This window comes from Vibrio sp. Y176 (assembly GCF_033438945.1).
Window position 1 is genome coordinate 57493 of record NZ_JAWOQS010000013.1, and the last position, 24088, is coordinate 81580.

Below are 24088 nucleotides of genomic sequence, written 5' to 3' on the forward strand. Positions count from 1 at the left end.
TTTATTGAGCTGACAGCGTAAAGAGCCAAGCATGAAATTTACCATTGAACGTAGTCATTTAATCAAACCGCTACAGCAGGTTTCGGGCGCTTTAGGTGGCCGACCAACTCTGCCAATCCTGGGTAACCTACTTCTTAAAGTAGAAGAGAACGTATTGTCGATGACGGCAACCGATCTTGAAGTAGAGTTAGTAAGCAAAGTGACGCTAGAAGGTGATTTTGAAGCGGGCAGCATTACCGTTCCTTCGCGTAAGTTTCTCGATATCTGCCGTGGTTTACCGGACGATGCGATCATCACATTTGTATTAGAAGGTGATCGCGTACAAGTTCGCTCTGGTCGCAGCCGTTTCTCATTGGCAACGCTTCCTGCGAACGATTTCCCTAATATTGAAGACTGGCAAAGCGAAGTGGAAGTATCACTGAGCCAAGCTGATTTACGTACGCTGATCGACAAAACTCAGTTCTCGATGGCGAATCAAGACGTTCGTTACTACCTCAACGGCATGTTGTTTGAAATTGACGGCACCACGCTACGCAGCGTGGCGACGGACGGCCACCGTATGGCGGTATCGCAAACTCAGCTAGGTGCGGACTTTGCGCAGAAGCAAATCATCGTGCCACGCAAAGGTGTGCAAGAATTAGTAAAGTTGATGGATGCGCCAGAGCAGCCCGTAGTACTTCAGATCGGTAGCTCCAATGTTCGTGCTGAGGTGAATAACTTTACTTTTACCTCTAAGTTGGTTGATGGTCGTTTCCCTGACTACCGCCGTGTATTGCCTCAGAGCACCAATAAGACACTAATAGCAAGTTGTGACGAGTTGCGCCAAGCCTTCTCTCGTGCTGCGATTCTTTCCAACGAAAAATTCCGTGGCGTGCGAGTGAATCTGGCTGATACTGAAATGCGCATAACCGCGAATAACCCAGAACAAGAAGAAGCGGAAGAGATGCTTGATGTAACCTTTGAAGGTGACGCCATCGAAATCGGCTTTAACGTAAGCTATGTGCTTGATGTTCTGAACACGTTGCGTTGTGAAAATGTACGTGTGTCGATGTCGGATGCTAACGCTAGCGCGTTGATTGAAAATGCCGACGATGACAGTGCCATGTACGTGGTGATGCCAATTCGTCTATAAGCCAACTGAATGCCTCTTTCTCGTCTCATCATTCAGCAGTTTCGAAACATTAAAGCCTGTGATATTGAGTTATCAGCAGGCTTTAACTTTCTTATCGGGCCGAACGGCAGCGGTAAAACCAGTGTCTTAGAAGCGGTTTATCTGCTCGGGCATGGCCGCTCATTCAAGAGCTCTCTCACCGGACGAGTGATACAAAATGAGTGTGACGAACTGTTTGTTCATGGTCGTTTTTTGAACTCGGATCAATTTGAGCTACCTATCGGCATTAATAAGCAGCGTGATGGCTCAACAGAGGTTAAAATAGGCGGTCAATCTGGACAAAAATTAGCGCAGTTGGCACAAGTTCTGCCTCTGCAGTTGATACACCCAGAAGGGTTTGATTTACTGACAGATGGCCCTAAACATCGTCGTGCGTTTATTGATTGGGGCGTGTTTCATACCGAGCCCGCTTTTTATCAAGCATGGGGAAGGTTCAAGCGCCTGAACAAGCAGCGCAACGCGTTGTTGAAAACCGCCAATAGTTATCGTGAGCTCAGTTATTGGGATCAGGAAATGGCAGGATTGGCTGAAAACATCAGCCAATGGCGAGCAAGTTACATCGAGCAGATGAAAACCGTCGCAGAAACTATCTGTCAGACATTTTTGCCAGAATTTGAGATCCAATTGAAGTATTATCGTGGCTGGGATAAAGACACTCCATACCACGAGATACTAGAAAAGAATTTTGAGCGTGATCAGGCATTGGGATACACCTTTAGTGGCCCAAACAAAGCTGATTTGCGCATTAAAGTGAACGGAACGCCCGTTGAAGATGTTCTGTCACGCGGTCAATTAAAACTCATGGTGTGTGCATTGCGTGTAGCGCAAGGGCAACACCTGACAGAGATGGCCGGTAAACAATGCATTTACCTAATTGATGACTTCGCGTCGGAATTAGATAGCCAACGTCGCAAGCGTCTTGCTGACTGCTTAAAAGAGACGGGCGCACAAGTATTTGTAAGCTCTATCACTGAAAGCCAAATCGCCGATATGTTGGACGATAACGGTAAATTGTTTCATGTGGAACATGGCAGGATAGAGTCAAACTAGAAGAGAGAAACTCATGTCTGAAAATTACGATTCATCGAGTATTAAGGTACTGAAGGGTCTGGATGCGGTACGTAAGCGTCCAGGAATGTACATCGGCGATACGGACGACGGCACCGGCCTTCACCACATGGTTTTCGAGGTGGTGGATAACTCAATTGATGAAGCGTTGGCAGGTCACTGTAAAGACATCGTTGTGACAATTCATGAGGATAACTCGGTTTCCGTTAGCGATGATGGTCGTGGCATTCCAACAGAAATCCACTCAGAGGAAAATGTCTCTGCAGCAGAAGTAATCATGACGGTTCTTCACGCGGGTGGTAAGTTCGACGATAACTCATACAAAGTATCGGGTGGTCTTCACGGGGTAGGTGTTTCAGTAGTAAACGCACTATCAGAGAAAGTTGAGCTAACGATTCATCGTGGTGGCCATATCCATACGCAAACCTACCGCCATGGTGAGCCTCAAGCGCCACTAGCCGTTGTGGGTGATACGGATAAAACCGGTACACAAATTCGTTTCTGGCCAAGTGCCGAAACGTTCTCTAACACTGAGTTCCACTATGACATTCTGGCGAAACGCCTGCGTGAACTGTCATTCCTGAACTCTGGTGTGTCGATCAAATTGGTTGATGAACGTGAAGCGGACAAACATGATCACTTCATGTATGAAGGTGGTATTCAAGCGTTCGTTGATCACCTAAACACCAACAAAACGCCAATCATCGAAAAAATCTTCCACTTTAACTCTGAGCGTGAAGACGGCATTTCAGTTGAAGTGGCGATGCAATGGAACGATGGTTTCCAAGAGAATATCTTCTGCTTTACCAACAATATCCCACAGCGTGATGGTGGTACTCACCTTGCTGGTTTCCGTGCTGCGCTAACACGTACATTGAACAGCTTTATGGATAAAGAAGGTTTCTCGAAGAAAGCGAAAACAGCGACTTCAGGCGACGATGCGCGTGAAGGTCTAACTGCGGTTGTTTCGGTGAAAGTGCCTGATCCTAAGTTCTCAAGCCAAACAAAAGACAAACTGGTTTCTTCTGAAGTGAAATCAGCTGTTGAGTCTGCAATGGGTGAAAAACTGTCTGAGTTCCTGATTGAGAACCCGACAGAAGCGAAGATGGTTTGTTCGAAAATCATCGATGCAGCACGTGCTCGTGAAGCAGCGCGTAAAGCTCGTGAAATGACGCGCCGTAAAGGTGCACTAGACCTAGCTGGCCTTCCAGGTAAACTTGCAGACTGTCAGGAAAAAGATCCGGCACTCTCTGAACTATACATAGTGGAGGGTGATTCGGCAGGCGGCTCCGCAAAACAAGGCCGTAACCGTAAGAACCAAGCAATCCTACCGCTAAAAGGTAAGATTCTTAACGTAGAAAAAGCGCGTTTCGACAAGATGCTGTCTTCGCAAGAAGTAGCAACGCTGATCACTGCACTTGGTTGTGGTATCGGTCGTGACGAGTACAACCCGGACAAGCTGCGTTACCACAACATCATCATCATGACCGATGCCGATGTCGATGGTTCGCACATCCGTACGCTACTATTGACCTTCTTCTACCGTCAAATGCCAGAGCTTATCGAGCGTGGTTACGTGTACATCGCTCAGCCACCACTATACAAAGTGAAAAAAGGCAAACAGGAGCAGTACATCAAAGATGAAGAAGCGATGAACCAATACCAAGTATCATTAGCTCTGGATAATGCATCGCTACACGTAAACGCAGAAGCACCAGCATTGGCAGGTGAAGCACTAGAGAAGCTTGTTCAACAGTACAATGCGGGTATTAAACTGGCGGAACGTATGAGCCGTCGCTACCCAAGTGCTTTGGTAAACGAGTTGATTTACACTCCTCGCCTAACGCCAGAGCAATGCCATGACGCATCAGTTGTGGAAGCTTGGACGAAGCAGCTTATTGAACAGCTGAATGCGAAAGAAGTGGGTGCAAGCCAGTACAGCTACGAAGTTGAGCAGCACGAAGAGCTAGGCTTAAACTTGCCTAAGATTGTGGTTCGTACTCACGGCGTGACGCACGAACATGCAATTAGCATCGACTTCCTAAACTCGAAAGAGTACGGCAAGTTGGCTGATCTATCAGAAGCACTTGATGGACTTCTGGAAGAAGGCGCGTACATCAAACGTGGTGAGCGTACTATGCCAGTGGCAAACTTTGCAGAAGCGCTTGACTGGTTAGTGAAAGAGTCAATGCGTGGCTTAAGCCGTCAGCGCTACAAAGGTCTAGGTGAGATGAACCCAGACCAACTTTGGGAAACCACCATGGACCCAGAAACTCGTCGTATGATGCAGGTAACGATTGAAGATGCGGTAGGTGCAGATCAACTGTTCACTACGCTAATGGGTGACCAAGTAGAACCTCGTCGTAACTTCATCGAAGAGAACGCACTGAAAGTAGCGAACCTAGACGTATAACGACACTGTTCGTGATAGTAAAAAGCAGCGAGAAATCGCTGCTTTTTTTGTTTTACCACCAGCTAAAATCGCCACTTTCTGCTAAAGCGGATGTTTTTCTGGTACTAACTGCCAACAACCCGATCAAGCCTGCCATTTTATTTCTGTTTTCTTTTTTTCTCGCCATTTTGTTCGCTTGAGCGTTTTTGCTTTCTTTTTTCTGCTCGCTATAGTGCTGAAGAGCTGATGAATAAGGAGACTAAGAAAATGGTGATGACTTTCCTGAACTAAGCCGGAAGTGATGCACTTCCGGTTCAATGCACTGAATTTATTTGTAAGACAAGGCATTAAGAAGGAAATAATCATGTTTGAACGCTGGTTCTCAGCGTACTGCTTGGCGCTGCGAACTTGGTGGTTAACCAGTCGCTTTTTAACCTATCAATCACCACTAAGGTTGTTATCGCTATTTGAAATCTGCGAGCAACAAGCCCATTGCCGTAACCGAGCTCGTATTGCGGTTGGGGACACGGTTCGCTTAGTGGATGTTGAACGCGCCTATCAATATCGCATGACATTGGTCAGCTCGCGTAAGGGGCAACCCATGACAGGTATGCTCGCGGTCGATTCTTATTTGGGGTCTCGACTGTTAGGTCGAGCTAAAAATGATGCGCTCGAAGTGGAAATTTTTAATCAGCGACGCTGCTTTGTGATTACTGAAATTGTTCATCAATCGCAGCCACCAGCTCAGAAAATGCTGTGTGGTTGTCTGTTGTGCCAATAAATAGAGGTGAAGTCATGAGTAAGAAAGAAAAGAAACAACCGCAGTTGAGTCTAAAAGAAAAGCGCAAACTAAAGCAGGAAAAGGCGGCAGAAAAGGGCGTTGTAAAAGCGCGTAAATCCTCCCGCAAGTAAAGTGTAGATTGAGCCCTCCAGAACGGCGGGCTTTTTATCACTGATCGCGAAGTGATGAGGAACTAAGCTGTTCAAGGGGATAGTGGATGCTTTAAAAATTTTTTATTTTTTCCCTTGAAAGTCATTTTTGACGACCTTATATCTAGTTGTGAAGAGGGTGACTGGCTTGCTAGAGACTAGAAGACCAGCCCTCTTAAATCGCTAAAACGAGATCGCTCAGAAGAGGATATGGCGTTTTAGCACACAACTTAAACCTTTAGATTCAATATCATGTCTCCGAGCTAAACCAAGGCCAGTGGAATGATAAGAATCTCTTAGTTCGGCGTTGGTTTTTGCATAAACACGCCAGTAGGATGAAACTCATCTGAACTAAGACTATTGCTTAATTAAGAGGATAGATTTATGCGTAATGTAGATTTCTCACCACTATACCGTAATGCAATTGGCTTTGATCGTCTGCTAAACCTGATGGAAGCGAATACAGCGAAAAATACTTCTGGCGGTTACCCTCCATACAACATTGAGCAAAAAGACGAGCACAACTACCGTATTACTATGGCCGTTGCTGGCTTTGCTGAAGAACAGCTCGATCTGACTCAAAACGAAAACATGTTGATTGTGAAGGGCGAACGTAAAGCAGAAGAAGGTAAAAACTACGTTTACCAAGGTATTGCAGAACGTGATTTTGAACGTAAATTCCAGCTAGCGGATTACGTAAAAGTCGTGGGTGCATCAATGGAAAACGGTCTGCTTCATATCGATTTAGTTCGTGAAATCCCTGAAGCCATGCAACCACGTAAGATTGCTATCGGTGGCAACAACCTGATTGAGAACAACTAATCAGTTAACCACCCGGTTATAGAATGAGAAAGAGCGCCATATGGGCGCTCTTTTTAGTTTGGGGGTTTTCAAATCCGCTATTTCAAAGCCGTAATTTCAAAGAGAAGAACGGCTGAGTTCAATCCGTCTATTTACCTTCGCGGTAAGCCTTTTCCACTTCTTCAGCGATAATCGCAATGCCTTTTTGCATCATCTCATCATCTTGAACGTAGTTCATACGCAGGCATTGGTGCGCGTGATCCCACTCGTCTTGCTGACCAATAAAGAAATATTCACCAGGGACAATCAATACGCCACGCGCTTTCAAGCGTTGGTACAGTTCCATTGTTGTGATTGGCAGTTCATCAAACCATAACCACAAGAAGATAGCGCCTTCCGGCTTGTGGATGCGGAATCGCTCATCGGTAATTGCTTGTTGGAGCAGTTCAACCGCACGTTGCGACTTCTGCTTGTAGAACGGCTTAATCACCTCTGAACTCAGTTTAAGCAGATCGCCTTTACCAATGATGTGGTTTGCCAACGCAGGCCCAACACTGCCTGGAGCTAGGCTGATGATGCCGTTCATATTGGTTAATGCTTGAGTGATTTCTTCACTCGCAATCACAATCCCACAACGCACACCTGGCAAGCCAAGTTTAGATAGGCTCATGCATAGGATGGTGTTTTCATTCCAGAACGGTTCGACATCTTCAAAGATGATGTTCGGGAAAGGTAGACCGTAGGCGTTATCGATGATCAGCGGGATGTTGTTCTCACGTGCTAGCTTGTCCAGCTTACGTACTTCTTCGTCTGTCAGTACATTACCCGTTGGGTTGGTTGGACGAGATGCACAGATTGCCGCAACAGAGTCGTCGACGGTTAGCTGCTCAAAATCGACGTGGTATTTAAACAGACCGTTATCTAACAGCTCGATTTCTGGGTGGTAAGAGATAAAGATATCTTCATCAATGCCTGCATCACCATAACCGATGTACTCAGGTGCGATAGGCAGTAGCACTTTCTTATGCGAACCATCTGGCTGTTTACCTGCCAACAAGTTGAACAAGTAGAAGAAGCCACTTTGGCTGCCGTTAGTTAGGCTGATGTTTTTTTCTGAAATATCCCAGCCGTAAGTTTCACGGAATAACTGAGCTAGCGCTTTGACGAACGCGTCTTTACCCTGCGGGCCATCGTAGTTGGCGAGGGCGGCGACGAGCTCCCCACTGGCGAGCATTTCCTCACTGGCTTGGTGAAAGTAATCGAGCATGGCAGGAATGGCGGCAGGATTACCTCCACCGAGCATGATGGCACCTGGTGTGCGCAGACCATCATTCAAATCGTCCATTAACTGCGTAATACCTGAATACTGATTAAATTTTTCACCAAACTTTGAGAACTGCATGCTGACTTATACCTAATTCATTGTGATTGCTTTGTGTATGTTTATGCCGATGTTTTATCGGCTTATCGAGTAATCCTTGACCTTACCTCAATGTGTAATTAACGCAAAGTGTGAATTAAGCCGAAAAAGAAAAAAGTGCGTCATCAGACCAGAGGAACGAGACAAAAGGGCAAAAAGAACAATAAAAAAGGGAAGCTTATGCTTCCCTTGCTGGTGGAGAGAGTGTGATTTACTCACCGGTGTAAACAATCAACACCTTGTCGTCTTGGTATTGGCGTTCAAACGCGTAGTAACCTTCTTGGTTGCGAGTGATGTGCTTACCTTGAGCAACTGCTGGGTGGCGTTTACGGAATTCACCCAACTTTTGCCAATGTTTCAGTAGATCTTCTCGCTCGCCATGAATCTTATCCCATGGCATATCTGAGCGTGTGCCTTGGTGGGCGTCTGAACCAGTAATGCCAAAATCACGAGCTATCTCATCACCGTAATAGATTTGTACTGCACCGGGAGCCAGCATCAGAGCATTCGCGGCACGTGCTTGGTCATCAAAGCTGCGACTGCGCGCTGACCAAAACAGCTGTGTATCGTGTGAAGATAGGTAGCTCAACACGTTGAACTCAGGATCGGTATTGATGCGTTCTGCATAGCGGCGGTAATCATTATCAAGTTGAGCGAAACACTTCAGCGCTTTTGGTGCTACGTCAGATTGGAACTCGAAGTTGATGATGGAATCGAAGCCGTTATCGAAATATGGGCTCTTCACCACGCTGTGTGCCCACACTTCACCCGTCATCCAGAAAGGTAGGTCATCCAAGGCTTTGTCCGGATTGTTTCGCTTCCATTGAGCAAGCGCTTGGGTGGTGCTGGCTTTCAACTCTGCCCACGCTTCCATTTCAACGTGTTTGGCAGTGTCGACACGGAAGCCATCAATGCCATAGTCGCGCACCCAATCGGATAACCACGTAATCAGATGTTCACGTGGGGTTTGTAGCTCATCTTGCGCATTGGTGTCTTTATTGCGGAAGAAGTTTGGTAGTCCGGTTTTCTGAGTCGATTCGGTTTTTAGATCCGGTAGGTAGTTCAAAGACATGGTGATGTCGTTGTAGCCCGGAGCATCGTAGTCACCAATGTCGGTGCGGATCCAATCTTTGCCCCACCATTTATCCCACGCTTCGCTATCACCGTATTTGATGTAATCGTTGAAGCTGTGCCAGCTTTGTCCTGATTTTGGCTGCCAGTCGGTCCATTTTTCACCAAGGACTTCTTTGGCTTCTTGGTCATCAAGGTAAAGCTGACCAAATCCGAATTCCTGCATGTCTGCTAATGTTGCATAACCTGTGTGGTTCATGACCACATCCCAAATCACGCGGATGCCTTTCTTGTGGGCGGTATCGACGAAGGTTCTGAGTTCATCTTCGGTACCCATGTTGGCATCAAGCTTGGTCCAATCTTGGTGATAGTAGCCGTGGTAGCCATAGTGCTTAAAGTCGCCTTTATCGCCGCCGCCAACCCAGCCGTGGATCTGTTCCAGTGGTGAGGTTATCCAAATAGCATTGACACCAAGTGATTCGATGTAATCGAGTTTTTTCGTCAGACCCGCTAAGTCACCACCGTGGAAGGTGCCAATCTCGTATTTTCCATCTTTGCTGCGACCGTAGCTGTTGTCGTTGTCTGGGTTGCCATTGTAGAAGCGGTCGGTCATGACGAAGTACACCGTCGCGTTATCCCAGCTGAAAGGTTTATCGGCTTGCTGTTCAACTTCTTCTAGCAGCAATAGACCTTGGCTCATAGGACCCGGTTGCATGGTGACGCTGCCATTGGCGACTGTGGCTTCTTGTCCGGTTAAGGCATCACGAACGACAGTGCCATCATTAAAGGTTTGAGCAACGTTGATGGTTTTTGGCGCGTCAGTTGCGACAGGGCAAGAGTAGGTGATGTCCTGACTCTGTTTTGGTTTGATTTTTACCGTCAGCTCATTGGTGGTTGGATTGAGCGTAAATTGATAGGTATTGGCTTTGAAGATACGCAGCGGCATTTGTGCATCAGTGGCGCAGTTATCCATTTTTAATGGACGATTGAACTTGATGCGATCTTCTTCTGCTAGGGCAAAGCTACTGCCACAGCTTTGCTTGCTGTCAGCAATGGTAAAGGTGTAACTGCCTTTTTCGAGTTTTTGCTCGGCGACAAGTAAGCCTTGTGAGTTTTCTTCAAAAACAGCGGTGTCATCACCAACGCTTAATACGATGGCATTTTCTGGAATCTGGCTGCAGGCGCTCAGTAGACCGATAGAGAGTGCGAGAATTGTTTTTTTCATTGTGTCCTTCCCCCGAATAAACAGTCCAGTTATAGCAAAACTGTGCCTCTACAATCCGAGCTCTATACCAACAAGTTAAACGCGTCTCACCCTACAAATTTTAGTCTTGTTCACAAAATGAATAATAAGCGTCACCTTCATCGGTTTGAAGGCAACAAAAAAGGGAAGCATCTGCTTCCCTTTTAGTTATTTCTTAATCACTTCGAAGAGTAATGAATTACTTTTGAAGCAAAGAAATGTCTGCGATCTGTAGGAACAGGTTACGCAGGTTGTTCAGTAGTGTCAGACGGTTCTTCTTAAGTGCTTCGTCGTCTGCCATTACCATTACGTTATCAAAGAACGCATCAACTGGTTCACGTAGGTCAGCTAGCTTGCTTAGGGCTTCTTGGTAGTTACCTGTAGCAAATGCTGGCTCTAGCGCTTCCGTCATTACTTCAACGCTTTCTGCTAGTGCTTTCTCTGCGTCTTCTTGTAGAAGTGCTAGGTCGATGTCTGCTGCTAGTTCGCCGTCGAATTTCGCTAGGATGTTACCTACACGTTTGTTCGCTGCTGCTAGAGACTCAGCTGCTTCTAGTTCACGGAAGTGAGAAACCGCTTTAACTCGTTGGTCAAAGTCTGCTGGTTTTGTAGGACGACGCGCTAGAACTGCTTGAATGATGTCTACACTGAAGCCTTCGTCTTGGTACCAAGCACGGAAACGACCAAGCATGAACTCGATAACGTCTTGTTCAACATTGTCGTTGGTTAGACGCTCACCAAATAGTGACTTCGCTTTCGCTACTAGGTCAACAAGATCTAGGTTGTAGCCGTATTCAACGATGATACGTAGTACACCTAGAGATGCGCGGCGTAGTGCGAATGGGTCGCTGCCTTTAGGCGCTTGACCAATACCGAAGATACCTACGATAGTGTCTAGCTTGTCTGCCATTGCAACTGCAGTTGAAACACCGTTAGATGGTAGTTCATCACCTGCGAAACGAGGCATGTATTGCTCGTTCAGTGCTACTGCAACTTCTTCTGCTTCACCGTCGTGGCGAGCATAGTGCATACCCATAACGCCTTGAGTATCCGTGAATTCGAATACCATTGAGGTCATTAGGTCACATTTTGCTAGTAGACCAGCACGCTTTGATTTCTCAACGTCAGCACCGATTTGCTCAGCAATGTAGCCAGCAAGTTCAGTGATGCGGTCTGTTTTGTCTTTGATCGTACCCAGTTGCTTTTGGAAGATCGCTTGTTCTAGTTCTGGCAGACGGTCGATAAGCGGACGCTTACGGTCTGTGTTGAAGAAGAATTCTGCGTCCGCAAGACGAGGACGAACCACTTTCTCGTTACCTTCGATTACGTAACGAGGCTCTTTTGATTCGATGTTCGATACGAAGATGAAGTTAGGTAGTAGCTTCTTGTTTTCATCGTAGACAGGGAAGTACTTCTGGTCACCCTTCATGGTGTAAACCAACGCTTCAGAAGGCACTTTTAGGAACTCTTCTTCAAACTTCGCTGTTAGTACTACTGGCCATTCAACCAGAGACGTTACTTCTTCTACTAGGTCATCTTCTAGATCAGCGATACCGCCAACCGCTGCTGCCGCTTTTTGTGCGTCAGCTAGGATGATTGCTTTACGCGCTTCGTAATCTGCCATTACTTTACCGCGCTCTTCTAGAATCGCAGGGTATTGCTCAGCAGAATCGATAGTGAACTCTTGCTCACCCATGAAGCGGTGACCACGGATAGTGCGGTCTGAAGCGACACCAAGGATCTCGCCTTCGATTAGGTCGCTGCCCATTAGCATGGTTAGCGTCTTAACTGGACGGATAAATTGAGTCGTTTTGTTACCCCAACGCATTGGTTTTGCGATAGGTAGGTTTGCTAGTGCTTTCGCTGCAAGTTCAACTACGATCTCAGACGTTGGCTGACCTTTCACTTCTTGTTTGAACAGTAGCCATTCACCTTTGTCTGTTACCATGCGCTCTGCTTGGTCAACCGTGATGCCACAACCGCGTGCCCAGCCTTGAGCCGCTTTTGTTGGGTTGCCTTCCGCGTCAAACGCTGCAGAAACCGCAGGACCACGCTTTTCAACAACTTTGTCAGACTGGCTGTCTGCTAGTGCTGCGACTTTAAGTGCAAGACGACGAGGTGCCGCGAACCATTTCACGCCTTCGTGAGCAAGCTCAGCGCCTTTTAGTTCTGCTTCGAAGTTTGCTGCGAATGCTTCAGCTAGAGTGCGAAGTTGCGTTGGTGGTAGCTCTTCTGTACCTAGCTCGATTAGAAATTCTTTTGCCATGTTACTCTACCCCTTACGCTTGTTCTTTCTTACACATTGGGAAACCAAGAGCTTCACGCGATGCGTAGTATGCTTCTGCAACTGCTTTCGTCAGGTTGCGGATGCGTAGGATGTAACGTTGGCGTTCAGTTACTGAAATCGCTTTACGTGCGTCTAGTAGGTTGAATGCGTGACCAGCTTTTAGAATGCGTTCGTAAGCAGGTAGTGGCAGTGGCTTTTCAAGCTCAAGCAGCTCTTTACACTCTTTCTCGCACTGTTCGAAGAAACCAAATAGGAAGTCAACGTCTGCGTGCTCGAAGTTGTAAGTCGATTGCTCTACTTCATTTTGGTGGAAGATGTCACCGTAAGTCACTTTGCTGCCGTCTGGTGCGATGTTCCAAACTAGGTCGTAAACAGAGTCTACTTCTTGGATGTACATTGCTAGACGTTCGATACCGTAAGTGATCTCACCAGTTACTGGTTTACACTCAAGACCACCAACTTGCTGGAAGTAAGTAAACTGGGTCACTTCCATGCCGTTTAGCCAAACTTCCCAGCCCAGACCCCATGCGCCTAGTGTTGGGTTTTCCCAGTTGTCTTCTACGAAACGGATGTCGTGTACAAGAGGGTCAATACCAAGAACTTCAAGGGAGCCAAGGTACAACTCTTGAATATTGTCAGGCGATGGTTTTAGCGCTACTTGGAATTGGTAGTAGTGCTGAAGACGGTTAGGGTTTTCACCGTAACGGCCATCAGTAGGACGACGTGAAGGTTGTACGTAAGCTGTCGACATTGGCTCTGGGCCAAGCGCTCGTAGACAGGTCATTGGGTGAGAGGTACCCGCACCCACTTCCATATCTAGCGGTTGAACAATGGTACAACCATTTTGAGCCCAATAATCCTGCAGCGCGAGGATCATTCCCTGGAAGGTTTTGATATCGTATTTTTGCATAAGTCAGGTTCGCGCGATTCTCTTGTTACTCGTTAATTCGTCATCTATGCCGAGTTTTTCAACTCTAACAACGGCGATAAAGAGTAATTACGGTTGAATAAATTAACAATCTAGTATAACCAGATATTGAGCATGGGAGTAGAGCTAATCTTGATTAATTCGTGGGCGATTTTCTCCTTTAATGAATTTTTACCGCGTTATCTGCTGTATTTTTCCTAAAAGGGAGTTTTTGCCTGCTTTGGCTCTTGAGAAGCGCAACAAAGGTGGCTAGAATTGCGCCTGTCTTTGGGGAGTAGCTTACCTGATGAAGTTTCTGTTTCATCTGGTTCGTCCGTCAACATAATTGGTGCAAAATCACCATGGCGTTCGAGACTTGAAGCCTTTCAAGTTTAGCAAGACCTTAGACAAATCATCACGAACCGGGGTAGGGGCGTGAGGTTTGTCTTCGGTTATAAATAATAATCCCTGCCCCAATGAGCATGTCGTGAGCGTTTTAGCTATTTCAATTACTACTGTAGCGTTAGCAGAAATTGGCGATAAGACCCAATTGCTATCTCTATTACTCGCAAGTCGTTACCGAAAACCAATCCCAATTATTGCAGCAATCTTTTTGGCAACTATTGCCAACCACGCTTTGGCTGCATGGTTAGGTGTGGTTGTCGCAGACTATCTATCACCTGAGATTTTAAAGTGGGTGCTGGTGGTCAGTTTTGTCGCGATGGCGGCTTGGGTTCTGATCCCGGACAAACTGGATGATGACGAGCAGATTTCTAATCGAGGCCCATTTATTGCCAGCTTTATCGCGTTCTTCGTTGCGGAGATAGGCGATAAAACTCAGATCGCCACTTCCATCTTAGGGGCGCAATACGCGGATGCGTTAAGTTTGGTGATTATCGGTACCACAATCGGTATGCTGCTGGCGAATGTACCTGTGGTCCTGATTGGTAAATTGTCGGCCGACAAGATGCCTTTAGGGCTGATCCGTAAAATCACCGCATTTTTGTTTATTGCTCTGGCAATAGGGGCTGCACTGTTCTGATTTTTTGCACGTGAAATGATGTGAGTTATCAATCATTAGTGGCGTGCTGCGCGAGTTCAAACTCTGACTCTAAATCGTTCCGTTGCGTGACGGATGACATATAAGTGTCATACTTGTCATGGTAGTTTAATGGTGTGAATGATAGCGAGAGGGCAAGTTTATGCTTACACGTTACATGGGGATGTCCCCGAAGAGTCAGAGTTATTTATTCACTTTTGGTTTAGCGCTGTGTTTACTAGCGATGGTGCTAACTGATATGTGGTTACCGATTGTAGCAGGATCGTTCGTTCTTACTGGATTGACAGTAGAAGCGTGGATTCGTGTCGCTCACATCATTCCTATGCATGAAGAGATGCGGGCAATGAAGAAACAACTTAACAAGCTCCAATCAGAAGTTCGCACACTCGAATACGACGAATAAACAAACGGCAGCCAATATAGGCTGCCGTTTTTAGTTCGACCAGATTATTCCAATCCTTTCTTGATCAGGTACTGATACGGAACTTGCTCCGTTTGTGCCGCAACTAATTGATGGTCCATAAAGCGGCAGAAACTCGGAATGTCTCGAGTTGTGGATGGATCGTCTGCTTTGACCAGCAAAATCTCACCATCTTGCATGTTGCGAATTGTCTTCCTGACCATCATCACTGGCTCTGGGCAGCGCAGTCCTTCCGCCTCTAATGTCTTGTTTGCCAGTTCAGGATTAAAGCTCATAGTGTGATTCTCGTAACTAACTGAGCGTTGAATTTTACTTTCGTTGAAAAAATATTCAATAACCACTTGGCAAACCGAATTTTTTGTTTTACCTTAAATTAACAATTTGGTAACAACTGGCAAGGGAGAGGCAATGTTAACAGCGTTAGACAGACTTACGATTTACTCAGTGCTGTGTTTTATCTCGTTTTGTGCATTGGTACTCAGGACGCCAGCTGACACCTCTTTGACGCCTCTCGTAGGCATGGTTGCCACTATTATTGGGATTTGGATCGAGATGCGCAGATGGTCTGGCGCATCTGAGCAAGAAAATTAGCGCTTCTTGCTTGGATCAGAATGCTTTTAATAACGCTCACCTATTTTTACCGACACTTCATTCCGACACTATCCCCATTTTTCTTGGGCTTCCCCGCTGAAAGGCGGGATTTTTTTTGCCTAAAGAGTACAATTTACCCAAACACATACAAAATAAGTGGCTAATTCGTGGAACTGGAAGATATCTATCGCCGAGATTTAAATTTACTGGTTGCGTTGCGAGTACTGATAGAGGAAAACAGTGTCAGTAAGGCAGCAACACGCCTGAACTTGAGTCAATCGGCAATGAGTCGTGTGCTTGGTCGTCTACGTGACTTATTGGGAGATCCGCTGTTTACTCGTCAGGGACAGCATTTGATCCCAACTCAGAAAGCGTTAGAGATCGATCGCTCATTGGGCGAGCCATTAGAGTCTTTACGTCAGTTGTTATCTCCGGTTGAGTTTGACCCATTGCAATGCGTACAGACTTTCAGCATCGTGACCACCGACTATGCCATGCAAACGATCTTACCGTTCGCTTTGCCGAGAATTTACCAAGAAGCGCCCAACGTGTCTTTCAACTTCTTACCACTGCAACACGACCGTTTATCAGATCAGCTCACTTATGAAGGTGCAGACTTAGCGATTTGTCGCCCGACAGGCCCGGTGGAGCCTCTACGCAGTGAAGTGTTGGGGCGAGTGGGGGTGCTGTGTATGCTTTCAAAACAGCATCCATTAGCGGATAAAGAAATGAGCTTGGATGATTATCTGAGTCATCCACATGCCATGATCGCCATCAGTGATGGTGTTAAGGCACTGATCGAACAAGCTTTGATGGAGAAACCTAAGCGTAAAATGGTTCTGCGGGCTTATCATTTAGAAGCCGCATTGGCGATCATGGATACCTTGCCAATTATCATCACAGTGCCAGCGGACTTGGCGTATCTGGTTGCCGAGCGTTATGACTTGGTGGTGAAACCGTTACCATTCCAATTCACGCCGTTTGAATACTCGATGATTTGGCATGCGCGTTGCGAGCATTCTCCCGCTCAAGAATGGTTAAGAACGATTGTGCGTGAAGAGTGTAGCCGTCTGATAGCTAAACGTATCGAAGATATGGGACTGAACTGCTAACAAAAAAGAGCCAGCAATGCCGGCTCTTCGTCTGTTTACACTGAGTCAGTGTTTATAGCTTGATAACCACACGACCCGTTACTTGACCGTTGGTGATGTCTTCTGCATATTTCGGTGCTTCAGCAAGAGCAACTTCAGTACACGCTTGCTCGAAGTAGCTGTCTGGTAGTAGCTCGACCAGCTTTTCCCATGCAGCGATACGTTTCTCTGTTGGGCACATTACTGAGTCCACACCTTGTAGGCGAACATTACGTAGGATGAACGGCATCACTGTGGTTGGTAGATCAAAACCACCTGCAAGACCACAAGCTGCAACTGCACTGTTGTAATCCATTTGCGCCAATACTTTAGCCAGTACTTTGCTGCCTACAGTATCAACCGCACCTGCCCATACTTGCTTTTCAAGTGGACGTGCTGGTTCTTCAAATTCAGTACGGTCGATGATGCGGCTAGCACCTAGTTTTTCAAGTAGCGGGCCATTTTTTTCTACACGACCTGTCACTGCAGCAACTTTGTAGCCAAGCTGTGCTAGAAGCGTTACTGCGACTGAGCCTACACCGCCACTTGCGCCAGTTACAAGGATTTCACCATTTTCAGGTTTGATGCCTGCATCAAGCAGTGCTTGAACACATAGCATGCCTGTGAAACCAGCAGTACCAACCATCATTGCTTTCTTGCTGTCTAGACCTTTTGGTAGTGGTACTAGCCAATCTGCTTTTAGACGAGCACGCTGAGACATACCACCCCAGTGGTTTTCACCCACGCCCCAGCCAGTAAGGACAACTTTGTCACCAGCTTGGTAGCGGTCGTCTTCTGAGCTTACTACCGTACCTGCTAGGTCAATACCTGGCACCATCGGGAAGTTACGGATGATTTTACCTTTACCTGTGATCGCAAGACCGTCTTTGTAGTTTAACGATGAGTAATCAACGTCAATCAGAACGTCGCCTTCAGGCAGTTGTGTTTCATCGATTTGCTCGATGTTAGCGATAGTACGTTTGTCTTCTTGATTTAGAACTAGAGCATTAAACATAAGGTTCTCCGATTGTGCGGTAGCATGACTCTGGGTCACATGCAGCAAGATATCAACTGGTCTAAGTGTATGTCTTCTTTGTCTATGAATAAAATGAAACTTGAGCATTTAATGTATGCTCTTCATGCATGTTTGATGTAAAACAAAGGGCGACATCAATTGTCGCCCTTAAGTGTAATACTAAAAATTTTAGTACTAGTTCATTTGCTTATGATTGTTGGCTCGATCACTACAACAACGTCTTGAACTGTTATGGTCGTTCAAATACTGTCGCAATGCCCTGACCCAAACCGATACACATGGTGGCCAGACCGTATTTCGCGTCTTTCGCTTCCATTAGGTTGATTAACGTTGTTGAGATACGTGAACCAGAACAGCCTAGTGGATGACCCAATGCTATCGCACCACCGTTAAGGTTGACCTTCTCATCCATAACATCAAGCAGGCCTAAGTCTTTAGCACACGGCAGAGACTGCGCGGCAAATGCTTCGTTTAGCTCAACCACATCCATGTCTTCAATTGAAAGACCGGCACGCTTGAGCGCTTTTTTCGTCGCAGGTACAGGACCGTAACCCATAATAGAAGGATCGCAGCCCGCAATGGCCATGCCTTTAATACGTGCACGAATCTTCAAGCCAAGCTCATTGGCTTTCTCTTCGCTCATGATCAACATCGCTGATGCACCATCGGACAGAGCCGATGATGTACCGGCTGTTACTGTACCGTTTGCAGGGTCGAACACTGGGCGAAGTTGAGATAGACCTTCAACGGATGTTTCAGGGCGAATCACTTCGTCGTAATCCAGAGTGAACAGTGTGCCGTCTGCTGCGTGGCCTTCAATTGGTAGAATTTCGTTTTTAAAACGACCCTCTACGGTTGCTGCGTGCGCACGAGCGTGAGAGCGAGCGGCAAACTCGTCTTGTTGCTCACGGCTAATGCCATGTAATTTACCCAGCATTTCAGCCGTTAAGCCCATCATGCCCGCAGCTTTTGCTACGTTCTTTGACATACCTGGGTGAAAGTCTACACCGTGGTTCATTGGCACATGCCCCATGTGCTCAACACCACCAATTAGGCAGATTTCAGCATCGCCAGTCATGATGGCACGTGTACCATCGTGAAGCGCTTGCATTGATGAGCCACACAAGCGGTTCACCGTCACGGCGCCAATTTCAATCGGCAGACCAGCAAGCAGCGCCGCATTACGTGCAACGTTAAAGCCTTGCTCTAGTGTTTGCTGTACACAGCCCCAGTAGATGTCTTCAATCTCGCTTGGGTTCACTTGTGGGTTACGCGCAAGAATGCCTTTCATTAGGCGCGCAGATAGATCTTCTGCTCGTGTATGACGGAAAGCACCACCTTTAGAGCGACCCATTGGAGTACGTAGACAATCGACTACGACAACATTTCTTGTTTGATTAGTCATTTTAGAATCCCTCCTTAGATAGAACCTTGCTGTTGTGCACCGTAAAAGCTTTCACCTTTCGCCGCCATATCAATCAGCATTTGCGGTACTTGGTACATCGCACCTAGCTCGGCGTGTTGTTTTGCCATTTCAACGTATTCAGCAATACCCACGCTGTCTAGATAGCGGAATACGCCACCGCGGAATGGAGGGAAACCAAGACCATAAACCAATGCCATATCTGCTTCCTGCGGAGTTGCGATGATGCCTTCTTGTAGGCACAGCACCACTTCGTTGATCATTGGAATCATCATACGTTGAATGATGGTCTGATCGTCAAAGTCCTGCTTATCGGCACAAACGTCAGCAAGTACCGGTAAGATCGCTTCGGAGAAGGTTTTCTTCGGCTTACCTTTTTTATCTATGGTGTAGCTGTAGAAGCCATTACCATTTTTCTGACCATATTTGTCTGCTTCGAACAGTGCATCAATCGCATCACGACCTTGTTTACCCATACGCTCAGGGAAACCGTCAGCCATCACAGCTTGTGCGTGGTGCGCGGTATCAATGCCGACTACGTCAAGCAAGTACGCCGGTCCCATCGGCCAGCCAAACTTACGCTCCATGACTTTGTCGATTTTCGTAAAGTCAGCACCATCACGAAGTAGCATGCTGAAGCCGCCAAAGTATGGGAACAATACGCGGTTAACGAAGAACCCTGGGCAGTCATTAACGACAATTGGTGATTTGCCCATTTTCGCAGCATACGCCACAACACGATTGATGGTTTCATCAGAGGTGTGCTCACCACGGATGATCTCAACAAGAGGCATACGATGCACTGGGTTGAAGAAGTGCATACCACAGAAGTTTTCTGGGCGTTTTAGTGATTTTACCAATAGGTTGATAGGAATCGTTGAGGTGTTTGAGGTGATAACGGTGTCGTCACCGACATGGGATTCAACTTCACTTAAAACTGCTGCTTTTACTTTCGGGTTTTCAACGACAGCTTCAACAATCACATCAGAGTTTTCAATACCTGCGTAATGTAAGCTCGGTGTGATTGACGCTAAAATACCCGCCATCTTAAAGCCATCAATGCGACCGCGAGATAAGCGTTTATTCAGCAGCTTAGATGCTTCAGTCATGCCTAGGTCGAGCGACGCTTGCGCGATGTCTTTCATTAAGACTGGCACACCTTTTAGCGCTGATTGGTAAGCAATGCCGCCACCCATGATACCTGCACCTAATACGGCTGCACGTTGCGTGTCTTTACTTGCTGACTTCGCTGCTTTTTTCGCAATGCCTTTGATGTATTGATCATTAAGGAATAGGCCAACGAGTGATTTTGCTTCTTCCGATTTAGCCAATTTCACGAAGTGCTTACGTTCAATGTCTAACGCTTCATTACGTGCAAAGCGAGCACCTTCTTCAATCGTGATAACGGCTGTCATTGGGGCAGGGTAGTGAGGACCTGCTTTTTGTGCCACCAGACCCTTCGCCATGGTGAAGCTCATCATTGATTCAAGCTTACTCAGCGTTAGCGGAGATGTTTTCTGTGCTCGGCGTGCTTGCCAGTCAAGTTTCTCGTTAATTGCAGAGTTAAGAGTTTGTAGTGCTGATTCGTATAAAGCATCAGTCTCTACAACAGCATCGAGTAAGCCAATTTTCAATGCTTCATCAGCTCGGCATGCTTTACCTTGGGTGATGATTTCCATTGCGCTGTCTGCGCCAATAACGCGAGGCAAGCGTACACAACCACCAAAGCCAGGCATGATTCCCAGTTTCGTTTCTGGTAGGCCGATGCTGGTGGTTTTGTCACCAATACGCATGTCTGTTGCTAGCACACATTCACAACCGCCACCAAGAGCGTGGCCTTTGATCACTGAGATGGTCGGAACGGGTAAGTCTTCTAATTTGTTAAAGATGCTATTAGCAAATTGCAGCCATTGGTCGAGCTCGGCATCCGTTTTAGCAAACAGACCTAAAAACTCGGTAATGTCTGCGCCTACAATGAATGCGTCTTTATCTGAAGTGAGCAACAACCCCTTGAGGCCTTGATGGGCAATGAGCGCATCAAGAGCTTTATCTAGCGATTCTAATGTCGCTAGGTCGAGTTTGTTGACGGATTTTGGAGAGCAGAAGCTTAGCTCTGCAATACCATCTTGTATTTCCTTTACCTGTAAGGTTTCGGCTTGGTAAATCATTGTCTATCTCCATGACATACAATCGTGGATTGTCTGTATACCTATTTCAACGACGCCGTGTACCTCGGCAAATAGGTATCGAGGAAGTCGTTTTATTTTTGTTCTGGTTTGACCAGTAAAGTTAGTTTGGATCGTGGATTGTTTAATTTCAATACATTTTTTAAACAAGTGTTTAACATTGTGCGCTGTGGCAGATCTTATGCGACGGGTAAATCACACTCGTGATAGACTTCAGGCAAATAGACATGAATCCATAATCCTATGAATGACAAGCCTTATCTGATTCCAGCAGAGCCCGCTCAATTTGAAGAAGAAATTAAAAAGAGCGTCTTCATTACTTATTTGGCACACACGCCAAGTATCGAAGCTGCAAAAGCATTTGTTGATCAAATCAAAGCTAAACACGCTGATGCTAGACATAACTGTTGGGGCTTTGTTGCTGGTCGACCAGAAGATTCGATGCAGTGGGGCTTTAGTGATGATGGAGAACCTTCAGGGACGGCAGGTAAACCGATCCTTGCTCAGCTGTCTGGATCTGGTGTGGGGGAGATCACGGCTGTGGTCACGCGATACTCTGGTGGAATCAAGTTAGGTACAGGCGGCTTGGTTAAAGCGTATGGGGGTGGGGTACAACAAGCGCTCAAGCTGCTTCAAACTATTGAGAAAAAAATAACCACAAAGCTCAGACTAACGTTAGACTATGGGTTTATGCCGATCGCACAATCAATCATGCCGCAATTTGGTGCGATAGAAGTCGAGGCTGAATACAGCGATCAGGTCGTATTAGTGGTGGAAATTGAGCTTCGAGAAGTGAGCGCGTTTACCCAAGCAATCATCAATAAAAGCGGGGCAAAGGCAATTGTCACTCCGCTAGACGGACAATAATGAAAAACAGGAAGCAACAGGGACAGCTTCGCTAGTCAATTTATCCATGCAATTTCGTTCAATTATTCGAATCGTCGGGCTACTGCTCGCACTCTTTAGTGTCACTATGCTTGCGCCAGCACTCGTTGCGCTGATCTATCGAGATGGTGCTGGTGTGCCTTTTGTCACGACATTTTTTGTTCTGCTGTTTTGTGGGGCCGTTTGTTGGTACCCAAACCGCAGGTATAAGCACGAGCTTAAAGCTCGAGATGGCTTTCTTATTGTCGTCTTATTCTGGACAGTACTTGGCAGTGCAGGCTCGATCCCCTTTCTCATTGCTGACAACCCGAACGTCTCAGTGACAGATGCGTTTTTTGAATCGTTTTCTGCTCTCACGACGACCGGGGCGACCGTTATTGTTGGTTTGGATGAGTTACCTAAAGCGATTCTATTCTATCGACAGTTACTGCAGTGGTTCGGCGGTATGGGAATCATCGTATTAGCGGTGGCGATTTTGCCAGTACTTGGCATCGGTGGTATGCAGCTTTACCGCGCCGAGATCCCAGGTCCAGTCAAGGATACTAAAGTGACGCCGCGCATAGCAGAAACTGCTAAGGCGCTTTGGTACATCTATTTGAGCCTGACTATCGCCTGTGCTTCGGCTTTTTGGTTAGCTGGTATGACGCCATTTGATGCCATCAGTCACAGCTTTTCCACCATTGCCATTGGTGGCTTCTCTACCCACGATGCCAGCATCGGATACTTTGATAGTTACGCGATTAACCTGATTACGGTGGTTTTTCTGCTTATATCTGCATGTAATTACACACTGCACTTTGCTGCATTTGCATCAGGTGGCGTACATCCCAAGTATTACTGGAAAGATCCTGAGTTTCGCGCCTTCTTGTTTATTCAAGTGCTGCTATTTATCATTTGCTTTCTATTATTACTGAAACATCACTCTTACACATCGACATACGATGCTTTCGATCAGGCTCTGTTCCAAACCGTATCAATATCCACAACAGCGGGCTTTACGACAACAGGTTTTGCGGATTGGCCGCTCTTCTTACCTGTGCTGTTATTGTTCTCTTCCTTTATAGGTGGTTGTGCTGGTTCAACAGGCGGCGGCATGAAAGTGATCCGTATCCTGCTTCTTACCTTACAAGGTGCGCGTGAACTAAAACGTTTAGTCCATCCACGCGCGGTTTACACCATCAAAGTAGGTGGCAGTGCCCTACCGCAACGTGTTGTCGATGCGGTTTGGGGCTTCTTCTCCGCATACGCATTGGTATTTGTGGTTTGTATGTTGGGGTTGATTGCAACAGGAATGGATGAGCTCAGTGCGTTCTCGGCGGTGGCTGCGACTCTGAACAACCTCGGTCCTGGCTTGGGAGAAGTAGCGCTGCACTTTGGTGATGTTAACGACAAAGCAAAATGGGTATTGATAGTTTCTATGCTGTTTGGTCGTTTGGAAATCTTTACCTTACTTATTCTACTTACGCCGACGTTTTGGCGTAGCTAAGGGGAAATCGTGGCAAAAGCATTATTTCTATACTCTTCCCGCGAAGGGCAGACTAAAAAAATTCTCCACTATATAGATGAACAACTTCCAGACTTCGATTGTGAGCTGGTGGATTTACATAATGTCGAGACGATTGACTTCAGCCAATACGACAGAGTATTGATAGGCGCCTCTATTCGCTATGGCCATCTTAATAAAAAGCTATACCAGTTTATTGAGCGAAACCTCAATCAATTGGAGCAAAATAAAGTGGCATTTTTCTGCGTAAACCTAACCGCTCGTAAAGAGGACCAAGGAAAGGATACACCTGAAGGTAGTGCTTACATTCGCAAGTTCCTAATTAAGTCGCCTTGGAAACCAACGCTAATCGGTGTTTTTGCTGGTGCACTTTATTACCCACGTTACAGCTGGTTCGACAGAACTATGATTAGGTTCATTATGTCGATGACGGGTGGCGAAACTGATACGACCAAAGAGGTGGAGTACACCAATTGGGAAAAAGTGGCTCTTTTCGCAGATAAATTCAGAGAACTGTAGAAATAACGTGCTCTTTTGACCGCTTTTGATGCAAATTTATCCG

At 46.5% G+C, this 24088-nt stretch carries 20 protein-coding genes; 12 read left to right on the forward strand and 8 right to left on the reverse strand.

Features of this window, described 5'->3' with window-relative positions:
* Window positions 1–31 precede the first annotated feature (31 nt).
* The 5 genes from dnaN (at window position 32) to R7O13_RS21520 (ending at window position 6383) form a co-directional block, all read left to right on the forward strand.
* Window positions 32–1132, forward strand: coding sequence for a DNA polymerase III subunit beta (gene dnaN / locus R7O13_RS21500; protein ID WP_005394106.1), 1101 nt, complete (start codon window positions 32–34; stop codon window positions 1130–1132).
* A 9-nt stretch (window positions 1133–1141) separates the two neighbouring features.
* Window positions 1142–2221: a DNA replication/repair protein RecF gene (gene recF, locus R7O13_RS21505; protein WP_005378839.1), complete on the forward strand. Its 1080-nt coding sequence runs from the start codon at window positions 1142–1144 to the stop codon at window positions 2219–2221.
* A gap of 13 nt (window positions 2222–2234) precedes the next feature.
* The gene (gene gyrB / locus R7O13_RS21510) at window positions 2235–4652 is read left to right on the forward strand and encodes a DNA topoisomerase (ATP-hydrolyzing) subunit B (RefSeq protein ID WP_005378841.1); all 2418 of its coding nucleotides are present in this window, start codon (window positions 2235–2237) and stop codon (window positions 4650–4652) included.
* Between the two features lie 343 nt (window positions 4653–4995).
* Window positions 4996–5412: a GreA/GreB family elongation factor gene (locus R7O13_RS21515; RefSeq protein ID WP_017635594.1), complete on the forward strand. Its 417-nt coding sequence runs from the start codon at window positions 4996–4998 to the stop codon at window positions 5410–5412.
* Window positions 5413–5945: 533 nt separating this feature from the next.
* Complete coding sequence (locus tag R7O13_RS21520; RefSeq protein ID WP_005378857.1) at window positions 5946–6383, forward strand: Hsp20 family protein; 438 nt, start codon at window positions 5946–5948, stop codon at window positions 6381–6383.
* 127 nt (window positions 6384–6510) lie between these two features.
* Here the strand turns inward: R7O13_RS21520 and R7O13_RS21525 are convergent, their stop codons facing one another.
* The 4 genes from R7O13_RS21525 to glyQ all read right to left on the reverse strand — a co-directional run bounded on the left by R7O13_RS21525 (window position 6511) and on the right by glyQ (window position 13293).
* On the reverse strand, window positions 6511–7764 hold the full coding sequence (locus tag R7O13_RS21525; RefSeq protein ID WP_025768941.1) for a valine--pyruvate transaminase: 1254 nt from the start codon (window positions 7762–7764) through the stop codon (window positions 6511–6513).
* A 229-nt stretch (window positions 7765–7993) separates the two neighbouring features.
* Window positions 7994–10078: an alpha-amylase gene (locus R7O13_RS21530; RefSeq protein WP_318304674.1), complete on the reverse strand. Its 2085-nt coding sequence runs from the start codon at window positions 10076–10078 to the stop codon at window positions 7994–7996.
* Window positions 10079–10295: 217 nt separating this feature from the next.
* Entirely contained in the window at window positions 10296–12362 is a 2067-nt protein-coding gene (gene glyS, locus R7O13_RS21535; RefSeq protein ID WP_154204933.1) for a glycine--tRNA ligase subunit beta, read from the reverse strand.
* A gap of 13 nt (window positions 12363–12375) precedes the next feature.
* Window positions 12376–13293, reverse strand: coding sequence for a glycine--tRNA ligase subunit alpha (gene glyQ / locus R7O13_RS21540; protein WP_005451074.1), 918 nt, complete (start codon window positions 13291–13293; stop codon window positions 12376–12378).
* Between the two features lie 484 nt (window positions 13294–13777).
* On the opposite strand from glyQ, the gene R7O13_RS21545 reads away from it, so the two are divergent.
* Together R7O13_RS21545 and R7O13_RS21550 are read left to right on the forward strand one after the other, a co-directional pair.
* Window positions 13778–14332, forward strand: a complete 555-nt coding sequence (locus tag R7O13_RS21545) for a TMEM165/GDT1 family protein (protein WP_005378877.1) — start codon at window positions 13778–13780, stop codon at window positions 14330–14332.
* Between the two features lie 160 nt (window positions 14333–14492).
* Entirely contained in the window at window positions 14493–14753 is a 261-nt protein-coding gene (locus R7O13_RS21550; protein WP_005378878.1) for a hypothetical protein, read from the forward strand.
* A gap of 44 nt (window positions 14754–14797) precedes the next feature.
* Here the strand turns inward: R7O13_RS21550 and tusA are convergent, their stop codons facing one another.
* A complete protein-coding gene (tusA, locus tag R7O13_RS21555; RefSeq protein WP_005378879.1) occupies window positions 14798–15046 on the reverse strand; it encodes a sulfurtransferase TusA in 249 nt (82 codons plus the stop codon).
* Window positions 15047–15179: 133 nt separating this feature from the next.
* On the opposite strand from tusA, the gene R7O13_RS21560 reads away from it, so the two are divergent.
* On the forward strand, window positions 15180–15362 hold the full coding sequence (locus R7O13_RS21560) for a hypothetical protein (protein WP_005378880.1): 183 nt from the start codon (window positions 15180–15182) through the stop codon (window positions 15360–15362).
* 167 nt (window positions 15363–15529) lie between these two features.
* Window positions 15530–16474, forward strand: coding sequence for a LysR family transcriptional regulator (locus R7O13_RS21565; RefSeq protein ID WP_005383815.1), 945 nt, complete (start codon window positions 15530–15532; stop codon window positions 16472–16474).
* 52 nt (window positions 16475–16526) lie between these two features.
* Here R7O13_RS21565 and R7O13_RS21570 read toward each other — a convergent pair whose 3' ends face one another.
* The 3 genes from R7O13_RS21570 to fadB all read right to left on the reverse strand — a co-directional run bounded on the left by R7O13_RS21570 (window position 16527) and on the right by fadB (window position 21119).
* The gene (locus tag R7O13_RS21570) at window positions 16527–17507 is read right to left on the reverse strand and encodes an MDR family oxidoreductase (protein ID WP_005378882.1); all 981 of its coding nucleotides are present in this window, start codon (window positions 17505–17507) and stop codon (window positions 16527–16529) included.
* Between the two features lie 250 nt (window positions 17508–17757).
* Window positions 17758–18933 carry an acetyl-CoA C-acyltransferase FadA gene (fadA, locus tag R7O13_RS21575; protein WP_006743176.1) on the reverse strand — a complete coding sequence of 392 codons (1176 nt, stop codon included), beginning with the start codon at window positions 18931–18933 and terminating at the stop codon, window positions 17758–17760.
* A 14-nt stretch (window positions 18934–18947) separates the two neighbouring features.
* Window positions 18948–21119: a fatty acid oxidation complex subunit alpha FadB gene (gene fadB / locus R7O13_RS21580; protein WP_318304679.1), complete on the reverse strand. Its 2172-nt coding sequence runs from the start codon at window positions 21117–21119 to the stop codon at window positions 18948–18950.
* A gap of 261 nt (window positions 21120–21380) precedes the next feature.
* Here fadB and R7O13_RS21585 point away from each other — a divergent pair, with 261 nt between their 5' ends.
* The 3 genes from R7O13_RS21585 to hemG are packed head-to-tail and all read left to right on the forward strand — an operon-like array spanning window position 21381 to window position 24045.
* On the forward strand, window positions 21381–22004 hold the full coding sequence (locus R7O13_RS21585) for a YigZ family protein (protein ID WP_042523910.1): 624 nt from the start codon (window positions 21381–21383) through the stop codon (window positions 22002–22004).
* Window positions 22005–22050: 46 nt separating this feature from the next.
* Entirely contained in the window at window positions 22051–23508 is a 1458-nt protein-coding gene (locus tag R7O13_RS21590; RefSeq protein ID WP_005378893.1) for a TrkH family potassium uptake protein, read from the forward strand.
* A 9-nt stretch (window positions 23509–23517) separates the two neighbouring features.
* A complete protein-coding gene (gene hemG, locus R7O13_RS21595; RefSeq protein WP_005378894.1) occupies window positions 23518–24045 on the forward strand; it encodes a menaquinone-dependent protoporphyrinogen IX dehydrogenase in 528 nt (175 codons plus the stop codon).
* Window positions 24046–24088: the final 43 nt, after the last annotated feature.